The organism is Rhizobium mongolense subsp. loessense, assembly GCF_900099775.1.
Taxonomy (GTDB): Bacteria; Pseudomonadota; Alphaproteobacteria; order Rhizobiales; family Rhizobiaceae; genus Rhizobium; species Rhizobium loessense.
In genome coordinates this window covers 84818-104227 of record NZ_FMTM01000002.1, presented here as the reverse complement: position 1 = coordinate 104227, position 19410 = coordinate 84818, and the positions used below count along the sequence as shown (strand labels likewise).

Here is a 19410-nt window from a genome sequence, read left to right as displayed (position 1 = left end):
ACTTTCCCATTTTAGGGCTTTCATACACGACTAGTTTGATAGACTATGACGGCGGCAATGTTCCCTCGTTTCTGGCGAAGCTCAACGCTTCGATGAGCGGCAAGCGTTCCAGACGGCCGCACGAACCTCACCAACGCAGGCGCGTGTCTTCCTGCGTTGAAAACCTTGATCGAGACGCGATGCGGGCTGATCCCGCAAGGGAGTTGAGATGACGGTTCAGGGACTTTTTGCTTCGAAGTTCAAGACGACGGCACGGGTTTCGGCTGTCCGCCGTATCGCAATCGTCGGCCGGGGTTTTTCCGGCATGATGAGCGCAATCGCCTTGATGAAAACGGTGCGGACGCCGTTCCATCTTCAGCTTTTTGATCCGAATTCCTCGGTCAGCGGGGGCCAAGCGCTGTCGTCGGCGCGCGCTTCGACGATACTCAATACCCGCGTGCGCGATCTTTCGGTGTCGCTCGGCGACGCCGACGACTTCAACGACTGGCTCTGTAGCAATGCGGAATTCCGGGCTGCCGTGCGTGCCGCGATCCCGGGTTTCCGCCAGATTTTCGTTCCGAAGGCACTTTTCAGCGACTACGTCTATCAGCGTTTTTCAGAAGCGCTCGCAGCCCGCAAGGATATCACCGTACAGGTCTGCCACGAGCCGGTCGTCGCAATCCGCAGAAGCCAAGCAAACCGCTTTCTGCTCGAAAGCGCCCATCCAGCCAATCCGCTCTTTGATACCGTCGTCCTGGCCACCGGCTATGGGCTTTGCGAGCCCGAGCCGGAGACGGAGGATCGGTCGCCGGTGCGGGCCCAGCGTCTCGTCTCCCGGCCGCATGCTGTTCTCCTTGGAAGCGGCATCCGCGTGGTTGACCAGTTGCTGCAACTGCGCGATAGCGGTTACAACGGCCAGATCACGATTGTCTCGAAGCATGGTTTCCTGCCGCAGAGCCATACACCGAATTCCGCCGATCCGGTTTTCCCGGCCGAGGCGTTGCCGCAAAAGCTGCCCGAGATCGTCCGCTTCATCCGCGCGGCCTGCCGCGAGGCAGAAGAAGAGGGCCGTAGCTGGCAGTCGGTGATGAACGGTCTGCGCAGACATGCCCGCTCTCTCTGGCGTTCGCTGCCGGCCGATCAGAAACGCCAGTTCAATAGGCATCTGCGCGCCATCTACGACAGCCACCGGAACCGCCTGCCAGAAGCGATGCATCTGCGCTTGAAACGCGAGCTTGCCGAAGGCAATACTGTCCTTCGTCGAGGCACGGCCGGCCGCCGGGGGCTCAGCGGCATCTTCTTCACGCCGGCCGGATCAAATGTCGAGGAAATCATCCATGCGGAGCGTGTTTTTGACTGCCGCTGCAAGGCACCTGATCTGGGGATGCCTTTGATGCAGAGCCTCATCGGCGCCGGCCTTGCCGCGCCCGACGAGCTTTCGCTCGGGCTTGCCGTCGATCAGCGCGGCGGCCTCTGCCTGGAGGACGGATCGACGGTGGACGGCCTCTTCGCCGTCGGTCCGCTCGGCCTTGGCAGCCTGCCGGATATCGATCTGGTTCCTGAAATCGTCACCCAGGCCTACGCGGCTGCGGAAAAGGTCGCAGAGCAGTTCTATCCTCAAAGCAGAGCTGTTTGAATTTATTCGGATCTTTGCGGGAACCATTTCGCGGCTCCTTCGGTTTAGGAAACGAGTGTTTCCCACGGGGGGCTTATGGAAGTGATGGATCGAATTGGTGCGTCTCTCACGGGCGAGGGCCGCTTGCGGTTACTTGTCGATGCCATCACCGACTACGCGATCTATATGCTTAGTCCGGAGGGTCACGTCGCCACCTGGAACGTCGGTGCTCAGCGCCTCAAAGGATATTCACAGGAAGAGATCATCGGCAGGCACTTCTCGAGTTTCTACACCGAGGAGGACCGAGCTTCCGGTGAGCCGGAACGTGCGCTTGACATTGCCCGCCGCGACGGCCGCTTCGAAAAAGAGGCCTGGCGCGTGCGCAAGGACGGCAGCCGGTTTTGGGCGAACGTGGTCCTTGACGCGATCACGGACGATCGCGGGGAAGTAATCGGTTTTGCGAAGATCACGCGCGATATGACCGAGAAGCGCGAAATCCAGCGTGCGCTCGATCAGGCACGCGAAGAGCTCTTCCAGGCGCAGAAAATGGAGGCGATCGGCCAGCTCACCGGCGGCATTGCCCACGACTTCAACAATCTTCTGATGGCCGTTCTCGGCAGCCTGGAGATTTTGAAGAAGCGGATGCCTGAGCAGCCGGAGCTGATGCCCCTCGTCGAAAATGCCATCCAGGGTGCGCAGCGCGGCGCCGCCTTGACGCAGCGCATGCTCGCCTTTTCCCGGCGCCAGGAACTGGCGGTCAAGACGATCGAGATTGCAACGCTCATGGACGGAATGGCCGACATGCTGCAGCGTTCGCTCGGGCCCCTGACCATGCTGGAAATCGATATGCTGCCGGGCGTTCCAGCAATTGCCACCGATCCCAACCAGCTCGAAACAGCCATCCTCAATCTTATTGTGAATGCGCGTGATGCCATGCCGCGCGGAGGGAAAATCACTGTCAGAGCGCAGGAGCGGACGGTAGGTGAAAAGGAAGGGATCCTTACGGCCGGTGCGTATCTTTGCATCTCAGTCATCGACGGCGGAGAGGGCATGGACGAAGAGACACTTGAGCAGGCGACGACACCCTTCTTCACGACGAAGGGAGTCGGGAAAGGCACGGGTCTCGGATTGCCTATGGTTCAAGGGCTCGCCGCGCAGTCAGGCGGCCGGCTGCTGTTGAAGAGCCGCCTCGGCGAAGGCACGGTCGCCGAGCTTTGGTTCCCAGCGGTCCTGGCGCAGGATGACGCACCGGAAGAGCTTTCGCAGGAAGCGGCCGATCATCCCGGCCTTCCGCGCTCGCTGCGCATCCTGGCCGTCGACGATGACAGTCTTGTGCTCATGAACACGGTTTTGATGCTGGAAGACCTCGGCTACGACGTCATCGAGGCGCCATCGGGTGCCGATGCGCTGGCCATCCTTTCCAGTGAACAGGTCGACCTTGTCATCTCCGACCACGCCATGCCGCGGATGACGGGTGCAGAGCTTGCGGAGGCGATCCGCCGTGATTGGCCGCACATGCCGATCATCCTTGCCACGGGCTATGCCGATATTCCGCCCGGCGGCGGCCTCATCGACCTGCCGCGTCTCGGCAAGCCCTTCTCGCAGGCACAACTTGCCGAAGCAATCAGCCGGACGATTGCCACGGCCGGTGCGTTTGAACCTCGCTTCGGATCACGAATGCCAGCAGGCCTGCCGCCATCAGCGCCAAGCCAAACCATGTGATCGCGTAGACGAGGTGGTTGTTCGGAAAGACGATGCGCGTCAGTCCGCCAACCGGCAGACCGCCGGGATTGGGAGTGTTGTCGGCATCGATGAAATACTCGGCAGCGTCCGCCACGTGCTTTTCCGCCGCGATTGCAGCTACGTCGCGGGAATACCAGCGGCCCGAGGCGGGATCGTTCGATTGCAGCAGCGAACCCTTCGGTTCCGTCATCCGCATCAGTCCTGTGATCGTGACCTGACCGGAGAGTTGGCCGGATGGCCGGGTTTGCGGATCGCGCTTGTCGGTCGGCACAAAGCCGCGGTTGATCAAGACCGCCCGGCCATCTCGAAGCGACAGCGGTGTCATCACCCAAAAGCCTGGACCCAGTTCGGTCGACGCATAGACCAGCGTCTCCTTGCCGTTCTGCAATGTGCCGGTCGCCATTATGCGGCGGTATTCGTCCTCGGCGGCATTGACTGCCCTTCGCGTTGGGGCCGGAGCCGGCTCGGCGTGGACCCGTTGATCGACCAGAGCAATGAGGTCACGTTTCCAGGACAGCCGTTCCACCTGCCAGAGGCCGAGGGCGACGAAACCTGCCGTCGACAGAAGCATCAGGCTGCACAGCATTGTAAGCCTGACGGATGGTCGGCGCCGGTCTTTCGGTAAAGGAAAGCTGTCTGGCATGGCGGAAAACCTGCGCGGGCGGCCTTGCCGCCGCCCGCTCGACGCCCCTAGGGCATGTTCTTCATCATTTCAGGGCTCATCGGCATCATATTGGTATTCAGATGATGCATGACCCAAAGCGACCCGGAAAGCGCGATCGCCACGATCACGATCGTGAAGATCAGCGCCATCATCGTCCAGCCGCCTTCCGAGCGGGTGTTCATATGCAGGAAGCAGATCATGTGAACGACGATCTGGATCGCGCCGAGTGCCATCACAAGAAAAGCAGTCACCCCCGGGCTTTCGAAGACACCGGCCATGACAAGCCAGAAGGGAATGGCGGTCAAGATGACCGAGAGGACGAAACCAATCGTATAGCTCTTCATCGAGCCGTGGCCTGCCCCGTGTCCATGGCTATGGCCATGATGGGCTTCGTGTGCGTCCTCATGTGCCGGTGCTTGCGAACTCATCCGAGAACTCCCATCAGGTAGACGAAGGAAAAAACGCCGATCCAGACGACGTCGAGGAAATGCCAGAACATCGACAGGCACATGAGGCGGCGCCGGTTGGCTTCGATCAGGCCATACATCGAAACCTGCACCATCAGCGTTGCCATCCAGATGATGCCGGATGTGACATGCAGCCCATGGGTCCCAACCAGCGTAAAGAAGGCCGAAAGGAAAGCGCTTCGCGATGGACCTGCACCCTCGTGGATCAAATGAATGAACTCATAAAGTTCAAGACCGATGAACGCCGCGCCGAACAGGCCGGTCACCGCCAGCCACATCAGCGTGCCCGATTTGCTGTTCTTTTCCATCTGGAGCATGGCGAAGCCGTAGGTGATGGAAGAAAACAGCAGCATCGACGTGTTGATTGCCACGAGTGGCAGATCGAACAGGTCCTTGGGCGAGGGCCCTGCCGCATAATTGCGGCCAACAACGCCATAGGTCGCAAACAGCACCGCAAAGATCAGGCAGTCGCTCATGAGGTAGAGCCAGAAGCCGAGATTTGTGCTGCCTTCGGGATGATGTTCTTCGGTCAGATAGAACTCAGGCTTTTGCGCCGTGTCGATAGTATGATCGCTCATGGTCATTACACCTGTGTCGCAAGCAATTCGGTCCGCTTGCCTTCCGTTTTGCTGACGTCTTCGGCCGGGATATAGAAGTCGCGCCGATAGTTGAAGGTATGGGCAATGGTGACGACGAGCAGCGCCACGGCGGAGACCACGACGAGCCACCACATGTACCAGATCAGTCCGAAGGCGAGAGCCACGCTGATGGCCGAAAGGATTGCCCCGGTGCCGGTGTTCTTCGGCATGTGGATCGGCTTGAAGCCTTCGAGGGGACGTTCGTAGCCGCGGTTTTTCATGTCGTACCAGCTGTCATGATCGTGCACCACGGGCGTGAAGGCGAAGTTGTAGTCGGGCGGCGGCGACGACGTCGACCACTCAAGCGTGCGGGCATCCCATGGATCACCCGTATGGTCGGCAAGTTCCTCGCGCTTCATGAAGCTGACGACAAGCTGGACGAGGAACGACAATATGCCGAGCGCGATCAGGAAAGCACCGAAGGCTGCGATGATGAACCAGATCTGCAACGATGGGTCCTCGAACTGCGACACGCGGCGGGTGACGCCCATCAGGCCGAGCACATAGAGCGGCATGAAGGCGAAATAGAAGCCGGTCAGCCAGAACCAGAAGCTCATCTTGCCCCAGAAGGCATCGAGCTTGAAGCCGAAGGCCTTCGGGAACCAGTAGTTGACGCCGGCAAGCAGGCCGAACAGCACGCCACCGATGATCACATTGTGGAAGTGGGCGATTAGGAACAGCGAGTTGTGCAGCACGAAGTCTGCAGGCGGAACGGCAAGCAGCACTCCGGTCATGCCGCCAATGACGAAGGTCACCATGAAGCCGACGGTCCAAAGCATCGGCACTTCATAGCGGATGCGGCCGCGATACATGGTGAAGAGCCAGTTGAACATCTTCGCTCCCGTGGGGATCGAGATGATCATGGTCGTGATTCCGAAGAAGGAGTTGACGCTGGCGCCGGAACCCATGGTGAAGAAGTGATGGAGCCAGACGATATAGGAAAGGATGGTGATGACCACCGTCGCATAGACCATCGAGGCGTAGCCGAACAGGCGCTTGCCGCAAAAGGTCGCGACCACTTCCGAGAAGATGCCGAAGGCCGGCAGTACGAGGATATAGACCTCCGGATGGCCCCAGATCCAGATGAGGTTGACATACATCATCGGATTGCCGCCGAGGTCGTTCGTGAAGAAGTTCGTGCCGGCGTAGCGGTCGAGCGACAGCAGCGCAAGCGTTGCCGTCAGGATCGGAAAGGTGGCGACGATCAAGACGTTGGTGCAAAGCGAGGTCCAGGTGAAGACGGGGAGCTTCATCATGGTCATGCCAGGCGCACGCATCTTCACGATGGTGGCGATCAGGTTGATGCCCGACAGTGTCGTCCCAACACCTGCAACCTGCAGGCCCCAGATATAGTAGTCGACGCCGACCCCCGGACTGTAGTCGGCGCCTGAAAGCGGCGGGTAGGCAAGCCAGCCGGTGCGCGCGAACTCGCCGATGAAGAGCGACAGCATGATGATGATGGCGCCGGCCGTCGTCATCCAGAAGGAGAAGTTGTTGAGGAAGGGAAAGGAGACGTCACGAGCACCGATCTGCATCGGTACCACGAAGTTCATGAGGCCCGTGACGAAGGGCATGGCCACGAAGAAGATCATGATAACGCCGTGGGCAGTAAAGATCTGGTCGTAGTGGTGTGGCGGCAGATAGCCTTCCGATCCGTTGAAGGCGATTGCTTGCTGGATCCGCATCATGATCGCGTCCGAGAAGCCGCGCAGCAGCATGATGACGGCGAGGATCACGTACATGATGCCGATCTTCTTGTGATCGACGCTGGTGATCCAGTCGCGCCACAACGGACCCCAAAATCGGTAATGGGTAATGAGGCCGACCACGGCGAGACCGCCGATGACCACGCCTATGAAGGTCGCGACGAGGATCGGCTCGTGATAGGGGATCGCCTCAAGGGTCAACCGGCCGAAGATGAACTTCAGGAGGTCAGGATTGGAAAACATGGATTAACCCGTTCATTGGTGTCTTAGCGACGCAAAGCGCCAGGTTTTAATTGTTGCTGCCCGGTTGAGCCGGACTGCCGCTGCCGTGATCCATGCCGGGCATCGAATGACCGTCATGCTGCATCCCGGGCATGGTTTGCCCGCCCTGCTGCGGCGGGGCGTCAGGCTGCTGGGGGTTGCCGTCGGTGCCCTCGGGCTCTTGCCCGCTGCGTGCCGGCGTGCCGGTCGCAGGGAAGGTCGGGGCATTGGTGCGTTCACCCTGTTCGGCATGGCGGTTGTCATATTCCAGCCGCGTTCGGTTTTCGGCGCTCTCCTTGCCTGCGCCGCCCATCATGTCGATGTGCATCATTTCGTTCATGCACATCTTGCCGGGCGTCGCGCACATGTTGAGGATGGCCTCGTAGAGGCCGGCCTCCGCGCTGGCGAAGTAGCGCACGGGCTCTCGATCGCTCGGCCTTTCTAGTTTCAGGTAGGCATCGCGGTTAAGCGCCGTACCTTGCGCTTTGACGCGGGCGACCCAATCGTCGAAGCCCTGCTGGTTTAAGCCGTGAAACTTGAAGCGCATATGCGAGAAGCCGTCGCCGCTGTAATTGGCAGAAAAGCCTTCGTACTCGCCTTCCTTGTTGATGACGGCGTGCAACTTCGTCTGCATGCCGGGCATGGCGTAGATCTGGCCGGCAAGCGCCGGAATGTAGAAGGAGTTCATGACCGACGACGCGGTGATCTTGAAAGTGATCGGAACGTCGACCGGGGCTGCCAGTTCGTTGACGGTCGCAATGCCGAGCTCAGGATAAAAGAACAGCCATTTCCAATCGAGCGCCACGACTTCGACGGTCAGCGGCTTCGCGTCGGCGGGAATCGCGCGTTCTGCATCCAGCCGGTCAAGCGCGCGGTAGGGGTCGAGCTTGTGCGTGCTGATCCAGGTGATTGCGCCGAGCGCAATGATGATGGCAAGCGGCGCTGACCAGATCACGACTTCAAGGCGGGTGGAGTGATGCCATTCCGGATCATAGGTCGCCGCCGTGTTCGAGCGCCTGTATCGCCAGGCGAAGAACAGTGTGAGGAACAAGACTGGCACGATGATCAAAAGCATCAAGAAGGTCGAGACCAGGATAAGGTCTGCCTGTTGATTGGCGATATCGCCCGAAGGCGACATCACCACCAGATTGCACCCTGCCAGCATGAATAGCGGCAACACGGATAGAAGGCGGGAAAACTTCATCAGTTTTTGCACGTCTCTAAGCTCTTGTTGTTTCGTCCGAACCGCGACTAAAGCACGAAGCGGCATGGTGACATGAGGTGTTTGGTCGCAGTGCAGCAAATATGCCGCGATGCGGCAGAATGTCATTTCCACGGCCCTTGTGAAAATCCTGATCGATTCAAGAAGGATTGTGCCGGGATCAAATGTTTTTCCGGCCTATATATCCGCAAATGCGCGGTTGGCCAGTTTCGCCAGGCTCCCCGTGCGCATTTTGCGATCTCCATGCAATTTTGAGAATGGATGATGAACTATTTGCGCCGTCCGGTCTTGATAACCCGGCGGGTTTGATCAAGATCGTCTTGAGGCGCTTCGTATAAGCTCCTCAACGAGGGAGGCGTTAAATGGCTGAAACACAGGTACCTTACGGACCGTCATCGCGCACGCTGGAACGCGACGCACGCAGAATTCACGATGACAAGCCGGTCTCGCCGGGCAGCATCGCGATCGGCGTCGTCATCGGACGCATGTCGGAATTTTTCGATTTCTTCGTTTACGGCCTGGCCTCGGTTCTCGTCTTTCCGCAGCTTGTCTTTCCCTTCGCGCCGGATCGGCTGACGGCGACGCTTTATTCCTTCGCGATCTTTTCGCTGGCTTTTCTTGCCCGCCCGGTCGGCTCTGTTGTGTTCATGACCATCGACCGTCTCTACGGCCGCGGCACAAAGCTGACGATTGCGCTCTTCCTGCTCGGCGGCTCGACGGCCTCGATTGCCTTCCTGCCCGGCTACAACGTAATCGGCTACTGGTCGATAGCCTTGCTCGCGCTTTTTCGCCTTGGGCAAGGCTTTGCCCTCGGAGGCGCATGGGACGGACTTGCGTCGTTGCTGGCGCTGAATGCGCCGGAGCGGCACCGCGGCTGGTATGCGATGATCCCGCAGCTCGGTGCACCGATCGGTTTTGCGCTGGCGAGCACCCTGTTCGGCTTCTTCATCGCCAATCTCTCAAACGATGATTTCCTCTCCTGGGGCTGGCGCTACCCCTTCTTCGTTGCATTCGCCATCAACGTCGTGGCCCTCTTTGCCCGCCTGCGTCTCGTCATGACGAAAGAATTCGGCACGCTCCTGGAGCAGCATGAACTGGAAGCGGCGCCAATTGTCGATGTCCTTCGCGTCCACGGTCGCGATATCCTGATCGGCGCCTTCGTGCCTCTCGCAAGCTTTGCGATGTTCCATCTCGTCACCATTTTTCCGCTTGGTTGGATGAGCCTTTACGGCAGCCAGCCGCTTGGCACGTTCATGGTCGTGCAGATCATCGGTGCCATGGTCGGCATCGTCGCCATCATCGCTTCTGGCCTGATCGCCGATCGCATCGGCCGCCGCGGTCAGCTTGCCGTCTGTGCCGTGCTGATCGCGATCTTCTCCTTCATCGGTCCGATGCTGATTGCCGCCGGCGACACTGGACAGGACGCTTTCGTCATCATTGGCTTCGGCGTGCTTGGCCTTTCGTTCGGTCAGGCGACCGGTTCGATTTCTTCGCGGTTCGGCCGCGGCTATCGCTATACGGGCGCGGCCTTCACGTCGGATCTCGCCTGGCTGGTGGGGGCGGGTTTTGCGCCGCTCGTTGCACTTGGTCTGTCCAGCCGCTTCGGCCTGCCCTTTGTCGGCTACTACCTGCTTTCGGGCGCTATCTGCACGCTTGCCGCTCTTGCCTTCAGCAAGGCGCTGGAGCAGCGCGAGTAGCGACGACTGAAGCGTGAAGCCCGCCGGCCTCGGCCGCGCGGGCTATATTCATGTTCGAAAACCTGCCGAAAATTACTGAAGCGCCGCCTGCGGCTGCTTTGCAGCGCGTGCGGCCGTCAATTCCGCCGTCGTATGGTTCAGGCGGTCGGCAAGGACGCGCATGATCTCGACGGCAATTTCGGGAAAATCGCTGAGAAGCTTCAGGAAATGCTCCTTGCTGATGCGCAGCACTTCCAGTGGAGAGGTGGCACGGACGGTTGCGGTGCGCGACACGTCACAGAGGATGGCGATTTCGCCGACGATGGAATTGACCTCGACGTCGGCGACTTTTATGTCGCCTGCAGGCGAATTCACGAGAATATCGGCGGTACCGGAAAGCACCACATAAGCCGCGTCGCCCGGATCGCCCTGGTGGAAAAGATCCTGACCGGCCTTGTAGGTCATCCGATCGGAGGTGAAGGCCAAAAGCTTGAGTTTCGCCGGGGCGATCCTTGCGAAGATCGGCACCCGCCGCAGCATTTCGACTTCATCTCTCAACAGCATGAGCGTCTCACCCCCTGCCGCTTCTCCTCGCCGAAGGAGAATGCGCTTTAAAAAACTCTACTGGCATTCCCTCGCAAGAATGCCGTCTCAGCCGCTGCAATAGAATATTACGATAACAGTTCCTTGAACATCCCGTTTTTCTCGGAAAGTTCCGGATAGTTTCCCGCTTCCACTAAATCTCCGCGATTAAAAAGTAAAATCCGGTCGAAGATTTCTGCAAGTCTTGCGTTTGAAAGAACCCAGATGATCGCAGGACGTTTACCCTCCTCGTGCAGGTCTTGGACGACCTTGCGGATGATCTGGTCCTGCACACGCTGATCGAGCGCGGAAAGCGGCCGGTTGAAGATGAAATAATCCGAACGTTTCAAAAGCGCGCGGGCAAGGTTGAGTTTCTGGCGTTGAACCATCGTCAATCGCTTGCCGCCGGAACCGACGTCAAACTCAAGGCCGATCGATAGCACGTCGTCGTAAAGATCAAGCGCATCGAAGAGTTCGCTCATGATGGTGCGAATACGATCGGAAGCGTCCGCCTGCTGATAGGCGATACGGCCGAACAGCACGTTATCCATCAGCGTTGCGGAGGAGGTGAAGCGCTCGGGATCGTACCGCTCGATGAGAACGGCCAGATCATCCGGTATATGCTCGTGAAACTGCTTGCGGGCGCTCACGATCTTGGCCATCAGTTCATCGCTCAGCAAGCCGAAGCGATGGCGCGGCTCGATATAGGCAAAGCTCAGCCGGATGATCATCGAGCGCTCATCGATGCTCGCATCCTCGAACCGGCGGCTCTGCAATTTCTGCAGCAAGGCCTGATAGGTTGGAATATCATCCGCCGTCATGAAGGTCAGCTGCTGGAAAAAAGGGTGGTCGGGCGGCAGATCGTGGAAGAGTTCGACGGCGTTTTCGGCGATTTCCAGGCCCATCGCATAGAGGTCGTTGCTGAGGCCGGTATCGCGGAAAAGCTGCTGGAAATAGGGGTGCGCCGCAAGCTTGCGGTTGTTCATCATCGGCCGTTTCATCGTGCCGAAGAGCAGGTTTTCGCCGACCGTTGCCTGGGAATTGTAGTTATCGAAATCAAAAGGCACGACGATCGCATCGAGGCTCTCCTCCTTCATACGCTCTCGCAGCGACCGACGCAGGTCGACGATGCGACCCGCAAGCGCCACATGCACTGTCGTATCGACCGTCGAGCGCAGCGCAAGGTCGAGGATGTCCTGCGAAATCAACACGGCATCGAGCACCGGTCGGATCGCTGTCAGCAGATCGTCCGGTCCGGTTGCCCCGGCGGCGTTGTAATCGACCCAGTCGCTGTTCAGATCAAGCGTCGGGTTGCCGGCCTTCAGCGCCTCGGTGGCATGCCATTTGAATTCTTGTGCCGCCTGGTCCTCGTAGTTGGGATCGGTCAGCGGTGCATGCTTGAGACCGTAAAGCAGGTTGTCGCGCAGCGTTCCGTGAAAAAAATAGGTATCGGCGGAAGCGTAGGAAATGCGACGGCCGGTAATCGATTCCGGCAGTTCCAAAAGATCGCGACCGTCGATGCTGATACGGCCAGAGTCCGGCCAGACGATGCGGCCGAGCGCTTCGGCGAAAGCCTCCGCACCGCTGCCGTTCGGCCCGACAATCGCCACGGTCTCGTTCGGCCTGATCTCGACCGAGACGTGGTCGACCAGGCGCGCGCCGCTATCGTCGCTGAGGGTGAGGTTGCTGACGACGAGGGCTGCAGTCAGCGGGCCGATTGCTTCTGCCGGGATTTCCTGGATGCGGCTGTCAATGAGCGGCTCGACATTGAACTGTTCATAGACCTGCTGATACTTGACCTGAACGTCCTGGCGCATCTGATCCCAGTCGATCAGCTCCTTCAACGGCCCCGGAAGATCCTTGTAGGCGCTGATGACGGCAACGAGCTGGCCGATGTCAAGGCGCCCCTGCAACGCGAGATAGCCGCCGATCGCGTAGAATAGGAACGGCGTCACCTGCGCCAGGAAGTTGTTCAGGAACTTCACCAGGAACTTCCACTGGTAAAGGTCGTAGCGGATCGAGAAGATGAGGCCGAGACGCGTGGCAATGTCGGCGCGTTCCAGGTTCGAGGTGTCATTGCCGTGGATCGTGCCGATGCCCTCGACAATCTCGCCGACACGGCCGGAAAGCTCGCGGGCTGTCAGTTGCCGCTGGCGGCCGAGCTCCAGCAGCCGTTTTCTCATGCGCGGAATGACGACCGCCTGCACGCCGACGATTGCGGCCGCAATCATGCCGAGCCAGAAGTTCTGGACAATGATGAAGGCAAGTGCCGTCAGCGCCTGGCCGCCGAGAAGGGCAGGCGAGACGAAGGCATCACCGGTGAAGCCGCCCATAGGCTCCACCTCGTCCTTGATCATCGTGGCAATTTCAGCCGATTTCACCCGCTTGAAATGGACGGGCGGGAAACGCAGTACCCGGTCGATGAGTTGGAATCGAATACGCCTTAACATGCGCTCGCCGAGGCGGCCTTTGTAGGTATTGATGTAGAACTTGAAGAGGCCGTTCAGTACGACGAGCATCAGGAAGACGAGGCTCAGCGCCATCAGCATCTGAAGGCGGTTGAGCTGGAACCCCTCGAAGAACTCGACATGCCCGATGAGTGGGATGTCATAGGCAAGATGCATGAAGGTCTGGGTCGCATTCGCATTCGCGAAGCCATCACCTTGAATCGGGCCATTGACGATCTGTTTCGGCAAATCGAAGGACAGGAAATAGGGGACCATCGAGACGGCAACCACAGCCAGAATCCAAAGCTGCTGTCGCCGCGTGTTCGTCCAGATATAGCGGGCGAGGCTCTTTTCCATGCTAACCGTCAGCCTGATTGGAAAGGGCGGGCCCGGATAGGGGGCCATTCGTAAGGGGAGATGCCGAAAACAGATTCATGCAACCGGACCGCCGGGTAATGTAGGGAAGTCAAGGCGATGCGGATTGCTGTCGAATGCCGATTCTCGCCGGAGCTTCAGTTATATCACAGGATTTTCATAATAGGCGAGCGATTCAACCAAGCATCGAGCGGATGATCGAAGCAGTTGTCTCAGCACCCGTCAGATCGAGCGTGACGTCCTTTCTGGCAGGTGCTGCAAGCACTCTTTCGACCGCCGCTGCCACATGCTCGGCGGTCAGTCCTTGCTCCGGAAGAACTGCGGCAAGACCAAGTGCCTGCAATCGCTTCGCCCGCACCGTCTGCTCCGTTTCGCCGCCGGCGACAAAGGGGACAAGGATCGAACGACAATCCGTTCGCAGCAGGTCTCCGACCGTGTTGTAGCCTGCCTGCGAGATCGAGACTTTCGCGCCGCGCAGCAGCGAGGGGAAGTCCTTGCGGAAGCGCGCAAGCGTGATGTTGGCAGATGCCGCCCCGCTCAGCGCGACAAAGTCCGCTTCCGGCAGATTGGGACCGGTGACGAGCAGCCAGCGATGACTTGCAGGCAGCATGGCTGCGGCATCGCGGGCCGCGCGGATGAGCTTCAGGCCGACGGCCCCGCCGCCAGCGGAGGCAATGATGTCGAAAACGTCGGTCGAAGCAGCGGCCGGCGGGGGTGCAACGAGACCGGTATATCGTACCTTGTCTACGATTTCGGCCGTCAGCGGAAAGGTATCTTCAAGTCGCACAAAATCCGAATCACCGTGAACGAGCACGGCGTCGAAGTGACGCTTCACCAGGTCGACGGTTTCCTCATCGCGGCCGGGCTTGCGGTTTTCTTGAAGAATGTCGCGCACCGAACTGAAGAGTTTTGGCTTTGGATCTGTCCTGCCGATCATATCGAGCAGCGGCAGCAGTTCGAAGCGCATCTGACGCCTGCCGAAGGGGAAGGCCTCGGTGATGACGGCATGCGGCCGCACCTCCTGAAATGCGGCAAGCAGCAGGTCGCGCCGTCTTGACAAAAAGTCGTCGCCGGCGACGTTGCCGTGGGCGTCCGCAAGACCCGAAAAGCCGGCATTGCTGGCAACGACCGGCGGCAAGGCTATGGTCTTTATGCCTGCGCCGGGAAAGCCTGGAACTGGCAAGCCGCCTGTTGCGACCGTCACGTCAAAACCGTCCTTGACCAATGCGTCGGCAATGCGGCTTGCGCGCGCGATGTGGCCGATGCCGAGCAGGTGCTGGACGTAAAAGAGGATGCGTTTTGCGCTCATGAGGGTTGTTGCCATTCCTCTTCGAAGAGGTGTATCAGCTGCTTTATGCTGGAATGATAGTCGAAATGCGCACGCACGCATGTTTCCGCCGCATCGCCCAGGCGTCTTCGCAGCGCCGGATCGCGGATCGCCGCCTCAAGCGCGCCAGCGAACGCCATCGGATCTTCCGGCGGAACGACGAGACCGTTCTCGCCGTTTGTCAGCAGTTCCGGCACGCCTGCAACATCGGTCGAAAGGCACATCAGCCGCTGGCTCGACGCCTCGACCAGCACATTTGGCAATCCATCCCTGTCGCCGTTGGCTGCAATGCGGCAGGCAAGCGCAAAAAGGTCGGCGCTGCGGTAATGAGCGAGGACCTCCTTCTGCGCCATTGCGCCTTTCCAGACAATGTTGCCGGCAAGTCCGAGCTCCGCGGCGAGCGCCTTCAATCTGGCCAGTTCGTCACCGCCGCCGATGTGTTCGAAACGCCAGTTGAGGCTTTTTGGAAGCAGGGCGAGGGCACGCAGCAGCACGTCGTACCCCTTCTTTTCGACCGCCCGGCCGACGCTCAATAGAAGAACCGGGTCGGAAGGATCGGTGCCATCCCGGTTGGAGTGCTGGCCTTCGAAACGGCCGAAGCGCGCCAGATCGAGTCCGTGATAGCTGAGGTGGACCGCATCCGGCCGCCCGGTCAGGCTTCGCAGATGCTCCCAGCCGCTCCTCGTGCACGTTACCGCCCAGCGGGCGGTGCCAAGCTTGGTGCTCAGCTCCCAGTCGGGCGAGGTCCAGATGTCTTTTGCATGGGCCGAGACGGTCCAGGGCACGCCCGTCAGAATGCTTGCATAACCGGTGACAGAAGCAGGGGTATGGATGAAATGTGCGTGCAGCCATTGGCCGTTATCCGGCCACTCGCGGGCAAGCACCAGCGCCTGGCCGAGGCGGCGGAAGCGGTTGCGGGAGATATCGCGTGGCAGATCGGTCAGAAAGCGTTTCATCAGGGCCTTGAAACCCGGCTTTCGAAAGCCGGCAAAAAGCCCCTTCACGACGCGCAGCGGCTCTTCGTGCAGGTATTCCGGCAGGTAGACGACGCGCGCCTTGATCTCGTCATGCACCGGGTGGCGTTTCGTGTCGGTCGGCCGCCTCATCGAAATCAGCGTCAGATGGAAGCCCGCTTTTTCCAGGCCGAGCAGCTCTTGAGCAATGAAGGTTTCGGAAAGGCGCGGATAGCCTTTCAGCACGACAAGAATCTTGCGACGCTCCGGCAAGGCTTTGATCTTTATTCTGCGCCGACGACGGCAAGATGGCTGCCGCGATTGTCGAGCCAGTGGCCGACGGTTTGCGAAATATGGTCGAGCCCTTGAAGTTGCATATCGCGTCCGCTCTTTGATGGTGGCAGGCGTTGCGGCAACCGTTTCAGCGCCTCTGCCATGATCACCGGATCAGCCGACTGATCGGGCAGAAGCATGTCCACCAGGCCGAGTTCGCTGGCGCGCTGGGCACGCAGCAACTGCTCTTCCCGGGGCTTGACCCGCGGCACGACGAGCGCCGGCTTGTCGAAGGACAGGATTTCGCAATAGGTGTTGTAGCCGCCCATGGCAACGACGCCCGTGGCGCCGACCATGAGTTCTTCCATATGGTTGTCGAACTCGATCACTTCGATATAGGGGATCTTTTCGCCTTTCCTGACGAGTTTCGAGCGCTCGGCCGCCGGCATGTAGGGTCCGAGCACGACCAGCGCTTTCTGCTCGAGCGTCGCATCATGCTCATAGGCGTTCATAACGTCATGGACGAGGTCGGAACCATCTCCGCCGCCGCCGGTGGTGACGAGGATGTAATCGTCCTTGCGCGCGTTGACCGATGTCTTGCCGACCGAAACGCTGCGTTGCAGGAAGCCGACGAAGTCCATCTTCCGGCGCACGCTGTGGGGAACATCGAGGCCGATCAGCGGATCGTAAAAATCAGGCGGCCCATAGACCCAGACGCTGTCGTAATACTGTTCGATCTTCTGCATGATACCGTTCCTCTTCCACTCGGCATCGAGCAGATGCGGCGCATCCATGATCTCGCGCAGACCGAGCACCAATGTCGTGCCCCGTGCCTTCAGATAAGCAAGCGTGTCCTCGATTTCGCCTTTGAGGCCCATCGGCTCCTTGTCGACGATGAAGATGTCCGGCTGAAAGGTCTCTGCCGTATGGCGGATGCTCGATTCGCGCATCTTCAGCGTTTCGTGAAGATCGATATGGCTCGCCATCGACGTATATTCGCCGTTGTGAAGCTTGATCACGCTGGGGATCTTCACGAAGTCGACGCGCGCCCGGTAGTCGAACGCACCAGCAATCGTTGCGCCGGAAATGATCAGCACATTGAGACCGCGATAATCCTCGACGAGCGCATGTGCAATTGTCCGACACCGGCGCAGGTGGCCGAGGCCGAACGTATCGTGGCTGTACATCAGGATGCGAGCATCTTCCACGCGTCTGGCCATGGGTATTTCCTTCGGGGCGAACAACATAGTTAGGCCCCCAGTTTTCCGGAGGGCGAGACACAGCAGAGCGGCAAATCTCCACCAAGCCTGCTATTTGTAGGGATCTGCTGCATCGCGCAACCCATCTCCCAGAAAGTTGAAGGCCAAAATGACAAGAACCACTGGAATAATCGGGAAAAGCAGCCACGGATAAAAGGCGATGACGCTGACGCTCTTGGCCTCGGTGAGCAAGATACCCCAGCTGGTGATCGGCGGCCGAAGGCCAAGCCCCAGAAAAGAAAGCGCCGTTTCGCCGAGGATCATGCCCGGGATCGAGATCGTCGCCGAGGCAATCAGATGCGACATGAAGCCGGGCACAAGATGCCGCGCGATGATGCGCGGCGTGCTTGCCCCCATCAGCTGGGCAGCCTGCACATAATCCTCTTCGCGCAGCGCGAGAAGCTTGGAACGCACAGCACGTGCAAGCCCGGTCCAATCGATGATGCCGAGGATTACAGTAATACCGAAATAGATGACGATCGGGCTCCACGTCACCGGCATGATGGCTGCAAGAGCCATCCAGAGCGGCAGGCTCGGCAGCGACTGCAGCACCTCGATCACCCGCTGGACGATCAGGTCGAAGACGCCGCCCCAATAGCCGGCAAGGCCGCCGATGACGATGCCCAGCACGAAGCTGATTGCGATGCCGATCAGGCCGATTGTCAACGAAATCCGGGCGCCGTAGAGGATACGCGAGAGCACGTCGCGGCCGAGGCGATCGGTGCCGAGCAGGTACATCTGGCCGCCTTGTGCCGGGCAGACAAGGTGCAGATCGGACTGAACGAGGCCCCAAAATTTATAGGAATCGCCACGGCAGAAGAAGCGGATCGGCTGAACGTCGTTCGGATTGTCGGTGTAGACCCGGCGCAGCGTGTCAAGGTCGAGTTGCATCGTGCGGCCATAGACGAAGGGACCGACGAATTCGCCCTTGTCGAAGAGGTGCACGCGCTGGGGCGGGGAATGAATATAGTCGACATTGCGCGTGTGCAGGCCGTAAGGCGCCAGAAACTCAACGACCACTATCATCAGATAGACGACAAGCAAAAAGATGCCGGAAGCCAGCGCAAGACGGTGCTGCTTGAACTTCCACCACATCAGCTGCTTTTGGGAAGCAAGGTGAATACGCGAACTGGCAGCCGCCATCGATTCCGTTGCGATGGGATCGAACGGTGCGGTCGAGACATAGTGCTGCAAGGGAGCGCCGGGCGGTGGCAAGGGCGACATTATTTGGTGCTCCTGCCTTGCAGACGGATGCGCGGATCGAGGAAGCCGAGGGCGATATCGGAAATCAACACGCCGATGACGTTCAAGAAGGCAAGGAACATCAGGAAAGAACCGGCAAGATACATGTCCTGGCTCTGCAGTGCCTTGATCAGCATCGGGCCAGTCGTTTCGAGCGACAGCACGATGGCGACGATCTCGGCGCCCGAGATGATCGACGGCAGGATCGAACCGATGTCGGCGACGAAGAAGTTGAGCGCCATGCGCAGCGGATATTTGATGAGTGCACGGGTCGGATGAAGGCCCTTGGCACGCGCAGTCGTCACATATTGCTTCTGCATCTCGTCCAGCAGATTGGCACGAAGGCGGCGGATCATGCCGGCTGTACCCGCCGTGCCGACGATGATGACAGGGATCCACAGGTGGGACAGGATCGATCGCGCCTTCTCCCAGCTCATTGGCTCGGAGAGATATTTCTGGTCCATCAGATGACCGATCGAGATGCCGAACCAGATATTGGCGAAATACATCAGGATGAGTGCCAGCATGAAGTTCGGGATGGCAATGCCGAGCAGCCCGAGAAACGTCAGTCCGTAGTCACTCCAGCTATATTGATGAGTAGCGGAATAGATGCCGATCGGAAAAGCGATCAGCCACGTCACCAGGATGGTCGTGAAGGAAACGAGGATCGTCAGCCACAGACGGTCGCCGACCACTGCGGAAACCGGCAGCTGGTATTCGAATGAATAGCCGAAATCGCCGTGCAGCATGCCGCCGACCCAATAGAAGTAGCGGATGATGGCCGGCTTGTCGAAACCGTATTGCTGCCGCAGCTCTTCGATCTCCTGCAGGTTGGCGCTCTCGCCCTGTGCGCGCAGCTCGGCGATCTGGCTTTCGAAGAAGTCGCCCGGCGGCAACTCGATGATTGTAAAGACGAGCGCCGAAATCACGAGCAGCGTGGGGACCATGGCGGCAATCCGCCAGAGAATGTATCTCAGCACG

General features: G+C 59.4%; 14 protein-coding genes and 1 pseudogene. 3 read left to right on the top strand and 12 right to left on the bottom strand.

Annotated features, from left to right (window positions below):
* Positions 1–208: 208 nt before the first annotated feature.
* Entirely contained in the window at positions 209–1615 is a 1407-nt protein-coding gene (locus BLP23_RS08165; protein WP_092584400.1) for an FAD/NAD(P)-binding protein, read from the top strand.
* A gap of 114 nt (positions 1616–1729) precedes the next feature.
* Positions 1730–3316 (top strand): annotated as a pseudogene (locus BLP23_RS08160) (ATP-binding protein); the annotation flags it as partial.
* Here the strand turns inward: BLP23_RS08160 and BLP23_RS08155 are convergent.
* Genes BLP23_RS08155 through cyoA form a run of 5 tightly spaced genes read right to left on the bottom strand, consistent with a single transcriptional unit; the run spans position 3219 to position 8289 of the window.
* Positions 3219–3980, bottom strand: a complete 762-nt coding sequence (locus BLP23_RS08155; RefSeq protein ID WP_092584398.1) for an SURF1 family protein — start codon at positions 3978–3980, stop codon at positions 3219–3221. The pseudogene BLP23_RS08160 and the gene BLP23_RS08155 sit on opposite strands and share 98 nt — an antisense overlap.
* A gap of 47 nt (positions 3981–4027) precedes the next feature.
* Positions 4028–4429, bottom strand: a complete 402-nt coding sequence (cyoD, locus tag BLP23_RS08150; protein ID WP_022716674.1) for a cytochrome o ubiquinol oxidase subunit IV — start codon at positions 4427–4429, stop codon at positions 4028–4030.
* Entirely contained in the window at positions 4426–5046 is a 621-nt protein-coding gene (gene cyoC / locus BLP23_RS08145; protein WP_092584934.1) for a cytochrome o ubiquinol oxidase subunit III, read from the bottom strand. Before cyoC ends, cyoD begins: the two co-directional genes overlap by 4 nt.
* Before the next feature lie 5 nt (positions 5047–5051).
* Positions 5052–7055: a cytochrome o ubiquinol oxidase subunit I gene (cyoB, locus tag BLP23_RS08140; RefSeq protein WP_092584397.1), complete on the bottom strand. Its 2004-nt coding sequence runs from the start codon at positions 7053–7055 to the stop codon at positions 5052–5054.
* 46 nt (positions 7056–7101) lie between these two features.
* On the bottom strand, positions 7102–8289 hold the full coding sequence (cyoA, locus tag BLP23_RS08135) for a ubiquinol oxidase subunit II (RefSeq protein WP_092584396.1): 1188 nt from the start codon (positions 8287–8289) through the stop codon (positions 7102–7104).
* 368 nt (positions 8290–8657) lie between these two features.
* On the opposite strand from cyoA, the gene BLP23_RS08130 reads away from it, so the two are divergent.
* Positions 8658–9992 carry an MFS transporter gene (locus BLP23_RS08130; protein WP_092584395.1) on the top strand — a complete coding sequence of 445 codons (1335 nt, stop codon included), beginning with the start codon at positions 8658–8660 and terminating at the stop codon, positions 9990–9992.
* A 72-nt stretch (positions 9993–10064) separates the two neighbouring features.
* Here BLP23_RS08130 and BLP23_RS08125 read toward each other — a convergent pair whose 3' ends face one another.
* The 7 genes from BLP23_RS08125 to BLP23_RS08095 all read right to left on the bottom strand — a co-directional run bounded on the left by BLP23_RS08125 (position 10065) and on the right by BLP23_RS08095 (position 19409).
* Positions 10065–10535, bottom strand: a complete 471-nt coding sequence (locus BLP23_RS08125; RefSeq protein WP_022716669.1) for a cyclic nucleotide-binding domain-containing protein — start codon at positions 10533–10535, stop codon at positions 10065–10067.
* A gap of 107 nt (positions 10536–10642) precedes the next feature.
* Complete coding sequence (locus BLP23_RS08120; RefSeq protein ID WP_092584394.1) at positions 10643–13357, bottom strand: ABC transporter ATP-binding protein; 2715 nt, start codon at positions 13355–13357, stop codon at positions 10643–10645.
* 193 nt (positions 13358–13550) lie between these two features.
* Positions 13551–14684, bottom strand: a complete 1134-nt coding sequence (locus tag BLP23_RS08115) for a glycosyltransferase family protein (protein WP_092584933.1) — start codon at positions 14682–14684, stop codon at positions 13551–13553.
* The gene (locus BLP23_RS08110) at positions 14681–15928 is read right to left on the bottom strand and encodes a glycosyltransferase (protein ID WP_092584393.1); all 1248 of its coding nucleotides are present in this window, start codon (positions 15926–15928) and stop codon (positions 14681–14683) included. Before BLP23_RS08110 ends, BLP23_RS08115 begins: the two co-directional genes overlap by 4 nt.
* An 11-nt stretch (positions 15929–15939) precedes the next feature.
* A complete protein-coding gene (locus BLP23_RS08105) occupies positions 15940–17148 on the bottom strand; it encodes a glycosyltransferase family protein (RefSeq protein WP_092584392.1) in 1209 nt (402 codons plus the stop codon).
* A gap of 90 nt (positions 17149–17238) precedes the next feature.
* Complete coding sequence (locus BLP23_RS08100; protein ID WP_167363846.1) at positions 17239–18411, bottom strand: ABC transporter permease; 1173 nt, start codon at positions 18409–18411, stop codon at positions 17239–17241.
* Complete coding sequence (locus BLP23_RS08095) at positions 18411–19409, bottom strand: ABC transporter permease (protein ID WP_040115158.1); 999 nt, start codon at positions 19407–19409, stop codon at positions 18411–18413. The genes BLP23_RS08100 and BLP23_RS08095 overlap by 1 nt, the downstream gene beginning before the upstream one ends.
* Position 19410 lies beyond the last annotated feature (1 nt).

What these genes read in the sequence shown, in the direction of transcription:
- BLP23_RS08120 (WP_092584394.1), bottom strand. Translation starts at nt 13,357, where the DNA reads ATGGAAAAGAGCCTCGCCCGCTATATCTGGACGAACACGCGGCGACAG.
- BLP23_RS08130 (WP_092584395.1), top strand. Translation starts at nt 8,658, where the DNA reads ATGGCTGAAACACAGGTACCTTACGGACCGTCATCGCGCACGCTGGAA.
- cyoC (WP_092584934.1), bottom strand. Translation starts at nt 5,046, where the DNA reads ATGAGCGATCATACTATCGACACGGCGCAAAAGCCTGAGTTCTATCTG.
- BLP23_RS08105 (WP_092584392.1), bottom strand. Translation starts at nt 17,148, where the DNA reads ATGGCCAGACGCGTGGAAGATGCTCGCATCCTGATGTACAGCCACGAT.
- cyoB (WP_092584397.1), bottom strand. Translation starts at nt 7,055, where the DNA reads ATGTTTTCCAATCCTGACCTCCTGAAGTTCATCTTCGGCCGGTTGACC.
- BLP23_RS08165 (WP_092584400.1), top strand. Translation starts at nt 209, where the DNA reads ATGACGGTTCAGGGACTTTTTGCTTCGAAGTTCAAGACGACGGCACGG.
- BLP23_RS08115 (WP_092584933.1), bottom strand. Translation starts at nt 14,684, where the DNA reads ATGAGCGCAAAACGCATCCTCTTTTACGTCCAGCACCTGCTCGGCATC.
- cyoD (WP_022716674.1), bottom strand. Translation starts at nt 4,429, where the DNA reads ATGAGTTCGCAAGCACCGGCACATGAGGACGCACACGAAGCCCATCAT.
- BLP23_RS08125 (WP_022716669.1), bottom strand. Translation starts at nt 10,535, where the DNA reads ATGCTGTTGAGAGATGAAGTCGAAATGCTGCGGCGGGTGCCGATCTTC.
- BLP23_RS08155 (WP_092584398.1), bottom strand. Translation starts at nt 3,980, where the DNA reads ATGCCAGACAGCTTTCCTTTACCGAAAGACCGGCGCCGACCATCCGTC.
- BLP23_RS08100 (WP_167363846.1), bottom strand. Translation starts at nt 18,411, where the DNA reads ATGTCGCCCTTGCCACCGCCCGGCGCTCCCTTGCAGCACTATGTCTCG.